Annotated in this window: 12 protein-coding genes; 11 read left to right on the top strand and 1 reads right to left on the bottom strand. The window is 44.0% G+C overall.

Annotation, left to right across the window (positions count from 1 at the left end; genetic code table 11):
* The first annotated feature begins 277 nt into the window (after window positions 1–277).
* The 10 genes from CJ305_RS03690 to CJ305_RS03645 all read left to right on the top strand — a co-directional run bounded on the left by CJ305_RS03690 (window position 278) and on the right by CJ305_RS03645 (window position 7149).
* Window positions 278–712, top strand: coding sequence for a lipocalin family protein (locus CJ305_RS03690; protein ID WP_099644863.1), 435 nt, complete (start codon window positions 278–280; stop codon window positions 710–712).
* A 62-nt stretch (window positions 713–774) separates the two neighbouring features.
* On the top strand, window positions 775–1248 hold the full coding sequence (locus CJ305_RS03685) for a hypothetical protein (protein WP_099644862.1): 474 nt from the start codon (window positions 775–777) through the stop codon (window positions 1246–1248).
* A complete protein-coding gene (locus tag CJ305_RS03680; protein WP_099644861.1) occupies window positions 1248–1781 on the top strand; it encodes a hypothetical protein in 534 nt (177 codons plus the stop codon). The genes CJ305_RS03685 and CJ305_RS03680 overlap by 1 nt, the downstream gene beginning before the upstream one ends.
* Window positions 1778–2488, top strand: coding sequence for a TolB-like translocation protein (locus tag CJ305_RS03675; protein ID WP_099644860.1), 711 nt, complete (start codon window positions 1778–1780; stop codon window positions 2486–2488). Before CJ305_RS03680 ends, CJ305_RS03675 begins: the two co-directional genes overlap by 4 nt.
* On the top strand, window positions 2481–2735 hold the full coding sequence (locus CJ305_RS03670; RefSeq protein WP_099644859.1) for a hypothetical protein: 255 nt from the start codon (window positions 2481–2483) through the stop codon (window positions 2733–2735). Before CJ305_RS03675 ends, CJ305_RS03670 begins: the two co-directional genes overlap by 8 nt.
* 284 nt (window positions 2736–3019) lie before the next feature.
* On the top strand, window positions 3020–3430 hold the full coding sequence (locus CJ305_RS03665; protein WP_143469343.1) for a hypothetical protein: 411 nt from the start codon (window positions 3020–3022) through the stop codon (window positions 3428–3430).
* An 880-nt stretch (window positions 3431–4310) separates the two neighbouring features.
* A complete protein-coding gene (locus CJ305_RS03660; RefSeq protein ID WP_099644857.1) occupies window positions 4311–5225 on the top strand; it encodes a sialate O-acetylesterase in 915 nt (304 codons plus the stop codon).
* A gap of 482 nt (window positions 5226–5707) precedes the next feature.
* A complete protein-coding gene (locus CJ305_RS03655; RefSeq protein WP_099644856.1) occupies window positions 5708–6343 on the top strand; it encodes a transglutaminase-like domain-containing protein in 636 nt (211 codons plus the stop codon).
* A gap of 36 nt (window positions 6344–6379) precedes the next feature.
* Window positions 6380–6739, top strand: a complete 360-nt coding sequence (locus tag CJ305_RS03650) for an iron chaperone (RefSeq protein ID WP_099644855.1) — start codon at window positions 6380–6382, stop codon at window positions 6737–6739.
* Window positions 6736–7149, top strand: a complete 414-nt coding sequence (locus CJ305_RS03645) for an SRPBCC domain-containing protein (RefSeq protein ID WP_099644854.1) — start codon at window positions 6736–6738, stop codon at window positions 7147–7149. Before CJ305_RS03650 ends, CJ305_RS03645 begins: the two co-directional genes overlap by 4 nt.
* Here CJ305_RS03645 and CJ305_RS03640 read toward each other — a convergent pair.
* The gene (locus tag CJ305_RS03640; RefSeq protein WP_099644853.1) at window positions 7146–7886 is read right to left on the bottom strand and encodes a DUF5995 family protein; all 741 of its coding nucleotides are present in this window, start codon (window positions 7884–7886) and stop codon (window positions 7146–7148) included. The genes CJ305_RS03645 and CJ305_RS03640 overlap by 4 nt on opposite strands.
* Before the next feature lie 245 nt (window positions 7887–8131).
* Between CJ305_RS03640 and uvrA the strand changes: the two genes are divergently transcribed.
* Complete coding sequence (gene uvrA, locus CJ305_RS03635) at window positions 8132–10672, top strand: excinuclease ABC subunit UvrA (protein ID WP_099644906.1); 2541 nt, start codon at window positions 8132–8134, stop codon at window positions 10670–10672.
* Window positions 10673–10704: the final 32 nt, after the last annotated feature.

The following is a 10704-nucleotide window of genomic DNA, read 5'->3' as shown; positions in this document are numbered from 1 at the left end:
CCTGAAGCTACCTTTAGGTTTAGTTCAACACTGGTAATCGTTGCACAAGTCCATAATTTCAAAAAAAATTGATCTATCTAAACCTCCCGAAGCCTTGGGATTAAGCGGTTTTCTATTTTTTGAACGTTGGTAAACATTGGAAGTTTATGTGCGTTAGAATTGAATTAACCCCCGCTACCGCCAGTCTTTGAGAATTGGCGCGCAAGAATAGCAAAGCATAAAACACCATCCAATACAATAAAAATTATCCAAATAGGATAAGCAAAAAATTAAATTAATGAATCTAAAATCTAAGCTCGCAACTGTTTTTAAAATGGGATTGCTATTACACCTACTTTCCCTATTCCTCCTGATGTCTTGTTCCTCTGATGATACTCAAGACGACACTGAAACAAATCCTTTGATAGGCGTTTGGCAGTTTGAACGTAGCCAAATAAATGACATGGATGCTTTTGCGGCTGAGTGCCCACTATATCTTACTTTCACCGCTACGGAAATTACCGAAGATGAGTATTTCGGAAGTAGTTGTGAAACTCTGGAATCTTTTACGTATTCATACACCTATACAGATTCAAAGATTAACGCAGAAGAAACCAATGGCAATACCTTTATACTTACTGTCAAAGAAATTACAAAGACTAAATTAATTACACAGACTAGAGAGTCGGATTCTGATGTTATTATAACTAGTTATTGGTATAGAAAGGAATAAATCATCACCCTGCCGCCAGGTCTGTGACCGCGAACACCCAAGAATAGGATAACAGAAAAATAATGAACGAACACGAAGAATACTTTAGAATTTCTAAACAGGGAAGTGTTCATATTTTGAATGATAGAATCCCCTTTAAGCCTAAGGAGTTCTTGATCTTTACAACTACCTCATTACTGTTTCTGATTTGGTTTTTAGGGGTTGGGATTGGGATTTATATCGCAATCCTTACAACGATCGCTTATATCCTTTATCGGTTTGCATCCTGGATTTATTATTCCGAATTAAAAATTGATGAGAAAGACAAAGCTATGGTTCGCACCAAACATATACTTAACCGCATCCATAAAACAGAGTTAATCACTAAAAATTTTGACCCAACCGTACTGGAGTATATTCCATTGACACGTAGTGGAAAAACAAAATATGTGATGAATTATCGGTCCCATAAAAGCAACGCATTACTCATTATCAGAACAGAGCAAGACAAAAAACTTATCGAAAATTATATAGCGGAAAACATAAAATTAAATTAATGAACTCCACCCACCACTGCGACTTATGCGATCATCAGGAAAAGAGTCTGAGCCAGGGTTCAATCTGTACGCTTACCGGGCATAAACCCGCGTTTAGTAATACCTGTTCTAAAATAAGTCTGGGAACTGAGTTTGAAGACAAGCTTAAGGATGTCAATATCAGATATGCCAAACTACAAAAAGACCGGGCAATCACCTACGCTTATTTTATCGTGTTCCTGTTGATTGGCATTGTTGTAATTGCCGGTGGTTTTCTCTTTGGAAAATACATCTACGACAAAGGATTCCTTTCAACTGTTCCCTTGATCATAATGGCCGTGGGGCTGGCTCCTTTGGGTCTCGCCATTGGCACCCTAAACAAACATCTGGAAAACCGCAAAGCTGCAAAACTCAAAAAAGACCGTGTAGACGCCGTGCTTGAGAAGTACCGAATTACCTATGACATAACGGTACAATTTGGTGCCTCGTACCATGGCAAGCAGGAGGTTTATGTAGATTTACAAACCAGTAATATTCCTAATATACACCGATGAATTCCAAATTAGTACGCATTCTTCTTATCATCAACGGTATTTTAATTCCGGCCTTTCTTATATATGTATTTAGCCTAATTTATTTGGAGCGTGAACTAAATAAGAAGCAAAATGAAGGAAGCGAACTGAATCTAAAACGATACGAAGAAGCTAAGAACAAGCCTTCGGAAACGTTCATTTCGCATAGCGGTCCATTTAGTATCCCCACTACTCCATTCTCTTACCTGACTGTCGAAATGGAAACAGAAGAAGATCAGTTTTATGTAGAAGAAATTCCCATTGATTTTAAAACCCGGTCCAATGGGGTACGCGGCAAAACGGTTAACATCCTATTTTTAGATGCTAATCAAAATCAATTAAGACCCCTGCTGGCTGAAAATGGGTTAATCGCGTATATGTCTGTAGCAAATAAAGATGAAGCCCTTTCAGGCATCGGGAAGATAAATCATATTGCCTACGTCCTGGCAGCTTCAGACACCAATGGCGACAAAGAGATCACGAATTCAGATCAGCTTGACGCGTATATTTCAGATGTGGACGGGCAAAATCTGAAACAAATTACCGATGGGAATTTTAAAAATTTCGCCTGGCTGCATAAGAGCGACCAATTGCTACTCACGCTTACCACTCAGGACAGCCTTCAAAATTTGAAGTATGCTGTTTATGACCTCAACACCGGAGAAACAAAACCTGTAAGCCGTGATTGAAAGTAATAAAACCCAAACCTTTGCTCTTAAATACGGTTTGATCGTATTTGGCACTTTGGCCCTGTGCTTCTCCATCTTAATGTTTTACAACCCCGGGCAGGTCACAGCATGGAACAGTCTTTTTATCGGTTGTGGATTGGGTACCCTTCTGATTATTCTCAACATCGTATTTTTCAACAATCTGAAAAGCGTTAAGGTCAATCACAGCCGTATCGTTATGAAGAAAATGGTGAATTACGAAATGTAAACTGGAGTCAGGTATCGAGCATCGGCAGAATCCGTTTTATAACACCGGTACATTATTACGCCAGAATAAACGGAAAACTGATCATTTTTGCCACAGAAACCCGTTATGGATATTCTAAAGTAGGCACCGATTATTTTAGTGCAATTTTTGATCAGAGTAAAATGGGTGAAATCATCAGAACCGCTAAAGAAACTTACGATATCTAATCTCCTTTTTTTTGACGCACACCTCAAGTGGTCACGCAACCCTGCACCTTTTTCCGCATCTGCGCATAAAACCACCTTATGAACGCGATTTTAAAATTTTGCTGCCTGATGCTGTTAACTTCCAATTTAAATTCCTGTGCAGATCAGGATCTCGACGACAGCGTACCAGCAGGGGAATACAGCGGCACTTTTGAAGTCACCTACCCCGACGGCACTACCCACGACAGCCCCGTCACCGTAACTTTTGAAGCCGGCAAGACCTATTCTGCTACCGGGAATGAAGATCGTTACCCCGCAGGAGGAAGTGGTACCTATACCATTACTGATAACCAATTTAAGTTTAGTGATGAAAACTTTTGGACTGCAGAATTTGACTGGGGTCTGATCCTGAATGGCAACTATGCGTATACCTATAAAAACAAGCAACTCAGGCTTACTAAAGGCGGTAAAGATTCGGCTACTTACACGTATACCCTAAACGCGGAGTAATTGGTGTAAAACATCCTTAAACTTTCTTTAATTGGAAGGCCTTTCTCTCTTGATCCTTATCAAAAATTGGATTGGCAGCTTGATTCTTAATTTTATAAAAGCTTTAAAGTTGAAACAATCATACCCGCAGGGTTAAACGAATCACAATCCCTCGGTTCAGAATAGCTGCAGGAAGCTCCGAAGGACAGGAGCGATAGCGACGCGGAGCTGACAAAGTGGTTTTCGCCCACAAGGCGAAAAATTCCTAAGCGAGGGGGCTCTTTTCTTTTGGTTCGTTTTCTTTGGAGAAGCAAAGAAAATGAACAGAATATCATTAACTAACTTTAAATACTCAAATCGACGTTAGGAGATTCACGAACTCCAAAACCAATAACCGACAGCAAGCTAAATCGACAATAGGAGATTCACGAACTCCAAAACCAATAAGAGACTGTGAGCTAAAGAAAGGAACATCAAATAGAATCTATTACTTCTATCCATATTCCCTTTCTTTTGTCTTGATACAAAAGAAACAATCCCGAAGCGTCGGGACAAGGCTCACAAGACGGTATCTAAATTTATTGTTCGCTGCACTGCATGCGCTTAACTCGGCCGCTAGGGCAGCCTCAAACAGAACCGCCTGCAACGTTTCGCTCACCTCAAATTCTACGATACCTTCTTGTAGGCCATCTTCTGCATTAGAACTAAGAATTTTATTCTTTAGGTTACTTTTCTTTGGACAGGCAAAGAAAAGTAAAGAAGAATATAATGAATCTCTAAATAGACAATCTAATAACAGATTCCCGAGCCCCCAAAAACCTTATAAAAGTATTCCTCTAAACCTATTATCCGTAACTTTCAGGTTAGAAACGTTTATAAACAATCGCATAAATACAAAACAATGATTTTAAGATTTTTCGGGATTCTGGCAGGTTTGGCGTTGCCGCTGTCCGGTTTGGCGCAACAGACCGCAAAAGACACAATACACCTGTATTTTCTCGGCGGACAGTCTAATATGGAAGGTTATGGCTACACTAAAGACCTCCCCGATTCGCTGGACACTACCTTTGAAAACATGTACATCTTTGAAGGAAACCCCACCGACGATGAGCAACCCGTAGGCGGGCAGGGTGTTTGGGAGCCCCTGCAACCCGGCCACGGCACCGGTTTTAAATCGGATGGAATAACCAATACGCATTCAGACCGCTTCGGCATCGAACTTTCTTTTGCCAAAAAACTGCAACAGTATTATCCCGGTCAGAAAATCGCACTGGTTAAATATGCTAAGGGTGGTTCGTCAATAGACAGTCTCGCAGCCGGCCGCTTTGGAGCCTGGGACCCGCATTACAACGGCAAAAACGGCATCAATCAATACGATCATTTTTTGGCCACGCTCAATAACGCGCTCACCACCAAAGATCTCGACAGCAACGGCCGCGAGGATTATCTCGTTCCTATGGGTATTTTATGGATGCAGGGCGAAAGCGACGGCGATAAAACCGAAGCCATTGCTCAGGAATATTATCAGAACCTCTCGCAATTAATGAACCTTATCCGCGCCAGTCTGCGCACCGATGATCTGCCGGTGGTGGTAGGCAAGATTTCCGACTCTTGGAATGCCCCTGACGGGAAGGTGTGGGATTATGGTGAACTCGTGCAGTACGCGCAGGAAAAGTTCGCCCGTGAAGACGGCAATGCGGCCATCATCCGTAGCACCCGTTATTACAAGTATTCCGATCCCTGGCATTACGACAGCGCCGGCTATATCCATTTTGGAGAACAGTTCGCCGATGCGGTGTACAGGTTGCATGAGTAGGTCTCCTCATCCCCAACCCTTCTCCCGCCGGAGAAGGGGGCTTGACTCGGACTCCTATCAAATACCAAAACTTTAAAGCTAAAATAATCATACCCGAAGGGTTGAACAGGTTGGCATTTCTCAATTTCAACCCATTAAGCAAATGAACTGGAGATACTATTCTCTTGCTATCTTTTTCTTAAGTATAGCAACAAGTCCCCGTTAAAAATTTTCGAAGCCTTGGAGAAAATTTAGGGGACTTGTTGCGGTTTTCGCCCTTAAGGCGAAAAATACCTAAGAAAAAGGCTCTTTTCTTTTGGTTCGTTTTCTTTGGAGAAGCAAAGAAAATGAACAGAATATTATTAAGTAACTTAAAATACTCAAATCGACGTTAGGAGATTCACGAACACCAAATCAATCTACGATAACCCAGCTAAAAAAAAACAAAACATCTTTACAAAACGACAATAATGTGCTTCACTCAAAGACAAAATTAAACCCTGATGAATTACCTACAACCCACCTTTTACTTCGACTATACCCACGAAAACATACAGCGGCTTATTGCAGCATTTAAAGACGATTCTTTAAGCGAAGCTGAAAAAGCCATTGGGTTGTATACCAAAGTGCGAGACGGATATTTATACGATCCCTATCACATCAGCCTCAATCCTGAAAATTACCGCGCCAGCTCCCTTGCAGAAAAACCGACGGGCAATTGCGTTGAAAAATCAATCGTGCTCATCGCAGGTTTACGCGGCCTGGGCATCCCCGCCCGACTGCGGCTGGGTAAAGTGGTCAATCACATCGCAGTAGAACGGCTGATGGAAAAATTTGGTTCTAACGCCCTTACGCCGCACGGTTCGGTCGATGTGCGTTTAGACGGAAACTGGCTCAAAATGTCACCCGCCTTTAACGCTTCGCTTTGCGAAAAACTCAACGTAGCCCCGCTGGAATTTGATGGTAAAACCGATTCGTACCTGCAGGCCCACAATGCCGAAGGTTCACGTTTTATGGAATATCTGGAAGATTACGGGCATTTCGAAGACGTGCCGGTAGCATTTATGATCAAGAATGTAAAGGAACATTATCCGCATATTTTTGATACCGACCAAAATGATTTGGAATTCAAACTCTAAATTTCAGTAGCTTTAGATACTTATAATTAATAGATTATGAACACAACCAAAGCAACCAATGTAGACGATTACATTGCCGAATTTCCTCAGGAGGTTCAGGAACGGATGCGCATCTTGCGCAGACTGATTCTGGACTGCGCACCCGATGCCACCGAGAGTATCTCTTATCATATGCCGGCTTATAAGCTGAATAAAAAGCCCTTCGTTTATTTTGGCGGATTTGCCAATCACATCGGCTTTTACGCCCAGCCGGTTACCCACGATACGTTTAAGGATGAATTGGCCGCTTATAAACATGGTAAAGGCTCGGTACAGTTTCCACACCACAAACCTTTACCTGAAAAACTAATTCGTAAAATGCTTCAGTTTAAAAAAGAACAACTCAACAAGCTATGAAAGCAAAACCAATTACCGTAAGTGCATATATCAATGCTGAAAAATCAAAAGTCTGGGAATATTACACAAGTCCTGAGCACATTGTGAACTGGAATTTTGCCGATCCCAGCTGGCATTGTCCCGAAGCGAAAAATGATTTACAGATAGGCGGCATCTATTTCGCCCGAATGGAAGCCAGAGACGGCAGTTTTGGCTTTGACTTTGAAGCAGTTTACACCGAAATGAATCCGGGCACGAGCTTTACTTATGAATTTGGCGGTCGCATATGTAAGGTTGATTTGGCAGCAACCGAAAATGGAACTCAAATTACCGTAATCTTTGATCCGGAAGATCAAAACCCCATCGAAATGCAGGAACAGGGCTGGCAGGCGATTCTCAATAATTTCAAGCAGTTTACCGAACGTAACTAGGAAGCTTCCAAAACAGCAGCCACCTTCCGCACATCCTTAACTTCAAAAAAGCGTACAACTTTAGCCACAACCTGAAGCAGTTTGCTTTTGGGGTTTACGATTTTATCAGCTAAAGTTGCTATGATTCCATCCCGCTTACTGATTGCATCGGCCTTATTTACTGCGGCAGCGTATTCATTGGCAAACAGCCAGGCACCGTCACGCGCCACATTAATGCTGAAGGAAACCAGTTTATCTTCTTTGCCCTTACCTACCAGTTCCAGTAATTTAAATAAAGGCGAAACTTTACCAATACGGTCTTTGACATCGGCCACCATACTCGCCAGTACGGCATTGATTTTATTGAAGTCCATTTCCAGATCGGCAAGGTCATCATCGCCGGTAGTTAATGCTGCGGCAATGCCTAAATCAAGATTGATATGCGCGTTGATGCCCAGCAGCAGGTGTTGCATCACCATAGCTTCGTCTATCTTAAATGCGTTCGCCCAACTTTGAGTTGGCTGCTTCCCTTCTTTATAGGCGTGGTAGGCTTCAACATAGCGGTTGGCAAAAAGCACATCCAGCTGTTCCATTCGGGCATTGTCATCAAATTCGTTAGCTTCTATACCCGTCTTAATACGTTTGGTCACCTTGTTATACAAAATAGGAAAGAATGCCAGGCAGCTATTCTGTTGCTTTTCAAAAGCAATGATAGCATCCAGCTCAGTAATCACCTCGTCAATAGTAGTTGCAGGCATAGTCAGGATTTTGATGCACTAATTTCGCTATTTTCCGAAGAATAAAAAGATAGTATTCTGATTTTCAAAACAAAAGGGAGTATTCAAGAAGCTCATGCATACCTAATCGGCGGAAACAATTAAACACCGTTTTACAATTACAAAGCTTTTAACTTTTTAACACAAACCCCTAAAGCCTGCACAAGCTCATCACAAACTTGTAAATCGGGAAGGCTGCCTCTTTGGTTCTTGGTATATTCGGCACTATGCAAAACAGGAACAAAAAAGAAACGGACTTCAACGGCTATGTGCACGTTAAAGGCGCACGCCAGAATAACCTGAAAAATGTATCTGTAGAGATTCCACGCGATGCTCTGGTGGTCTTTACCGGGATATCCGGTTCGGGTAAATCCTCTTTGGCTTTCGGTACTTTATATGCCGAAGCCCAACGCCGGTATCTGGAATCGGTTTCCCCGTATGCACGACGGCTTTTTAACCAAATGCCCATTCCGGAAGTTGACGAAATCACCGGACTCCCACCTGCGGTGGCTTTGCAACAGCACCGCAGCTTCGGCTCTACCCGCTCAACCGTAGGTTCGGTTACGACCTTATCAAACCTGCTGCGCATGCTCTACTCCCGGGCCGGAAATTATCCTAAAGGTCAGGCCCTGCTTTATGCCGATTCCTTTTCGGCCAACACCCCGGAAGGTGCCTGCCCCGAATGCCACGGACTCGGAAAAACCTACAGCGTTACCGAAAACAGCCTGGTTCCTGATCCTTCCTTAAGCATACGCGAACGGGCGATTGCCGCCTGGCCCAGAGCCTGGCAGGGGAAAAACCTCAGGGATATTCTGGTGACTTTGGGCTATGATGTAGACATCCCATGGAGCGAATTGCCTCAGGACCAGCGTAACTGGATTCTCTTCACCGAAGAAACCCCAACCGTGCCGGTATATCGGGACCGCAGTCCGCAGGAGGTTCAGCAGGCGATTAAACGAAACGAACAACCCAGCTACAAAGGCACCTATACCAGCGCTAAAAGTTATGTGTTGCATACGTATGCCAATTCGCCCAGTGCTTCGATGAAAAAACGCGTGGCGCAGTATATGACCGGCAGCATCTGCCCTACATGTAAGGGCAAACGCCTCAAACCGGAATCGCTTTCGGTCACCTTCGCCGGTTATGATATCACCGATATTTCAAAGCTTCCGCTAAAAAAACTCTATGATGTATTTGTTCCTTACAGCACAGCAAATGCAGCGGTATTTGAAAACAAATCCATTTCGCAGGAAAAACGAATGGTGACCCAGCGTATTGCTGAAGATTTTGCAGGGCGCCTGGAAGTACTGCTCGATTTGGGTCTGGGTTATCTGTCTCTGGAGCGCAATACGCCCAGCCTTTCGCCCGGAGAACATCAGCGTTTGCGGCTGGCCACGCAGGTACGCAGCAACCTTTTTGGAGTAGTGTATGTGTTAGACGAACCTTCAGCGGGTTTGCATCCGGCAGATACTGAAGCCTTATTGCGCACCTTGGCTTTGCTAAAGAAAGGCGGAAATTCCCTTTTTATTGTGGAACACGAACTCGAAGTAATCCGCCGTGCCGACTGGCTGGTAGAGGTAGGCCCCGATGCCGGAGAAGGCGGTGGTCAAATCCTCTACAGCGGTCCGCCGGAAGGTTTAAAAACCGTTGCGGCTTCAAAAACCAAAACCCATTTGTTTCAGGATCTATCCTTTGAGAAACCGGTGCGCCGGGAGGCTAAAAACTGGCTGGAGCTTTCCGGGATTACCCGAAACAACCTAAACAAGCTCGACGTGAAGTTTCCACTGGGGGTTTTGACCAGTGTGACGGGGATTTCAGGTTCCGGAAAAAGCAGTTTGGTGAGTCAGGCGCTGGTTGATTTGATGAAGGCGAAATTAAAAAGCAACACGCTCGAAGAGGAAGTCGAAGAAACCGAAGAACTCCTGAATTCCGACACCCCTGAACCCACAGCGGGACATATTGCAGCAGGCGCCGAAAATCTGAAGCGTATGGTTGTGGTTAATCAAAAACCCATTGGCCGCACTCCACGGTCTAATCTGGCGACCTATACCGGTTTATTTGACCGGGTACGAAGCCTGTTTGCCTCTACCAGCCTGGCAAAATCCCGCAAGTATAAAGCCGGAAGGTTTTCGTTTAACGTGGGAAAAGGACGTTGTCCCAATTGTGAAGGCGAAGGTGCCGTAATGGTAGAACTGCTTTTTCTGCCCAGCGTTTACGCGCCCTGTCCGGTTTGTAAGGGAATGCGCTATAATGAAGAGACTTTAGAAGTCACGTACAAGGGTAAAGATATCGCACAGGTTTTGGAGATGACGGTGGCGCAGGCGGTAAACTTTTTTGAGGAAGAATCAGGCGTAAGCAAACCGCTTACCTTGCTGGAAGATGTGGGGCTGGGCTATTTGCGCCTGGGACAACCCGCCACCGAACTTTCGGGAGGCGAAGCACAACGCATTAAACTGGCTAAAGAATTACAGCGCGGCAACAGCGGGAAAACACTGTATATTTTAGACGAACCCACGACCGGCCTGCACCCTACCGATGTTGAAAAATTACAGGCACAACTCCATAATCTGGTAGAAGCCGGAAATACGGTGATTGTGGTAGAGCACGATATGCAGGTAATCGCTGCAAGCGACTGGGTGATTGACATCGGTCCCGGCGCTGGTAATGAAGGCGGCAACATCGTGTGTGCAGGAACCCCTGAAGCCGTAGCTGCAAACTCACAGAGTAAAACAGCGCCTTATTTAAAAAGAAAGTTGGCAGGCAACTAAATCAACAAAGTTTAAATTACGTACATTCCTCA

The sequence above is a fragment of the Leeuwenhoekiella nanhaiensis genome, assembly GCF_002744755.1.
Taxonomy (GTDB): Bacteria; Bacteroidota; Bacteroidia; order Flavobacteriales; family Flavobacteriaceae; genus Leeuwenhoekiella; species Leeuwenhoekiella nanhaiensis.
This window is presented reverse-complemented; position numbering and strand designations above follow the sequence as displayed.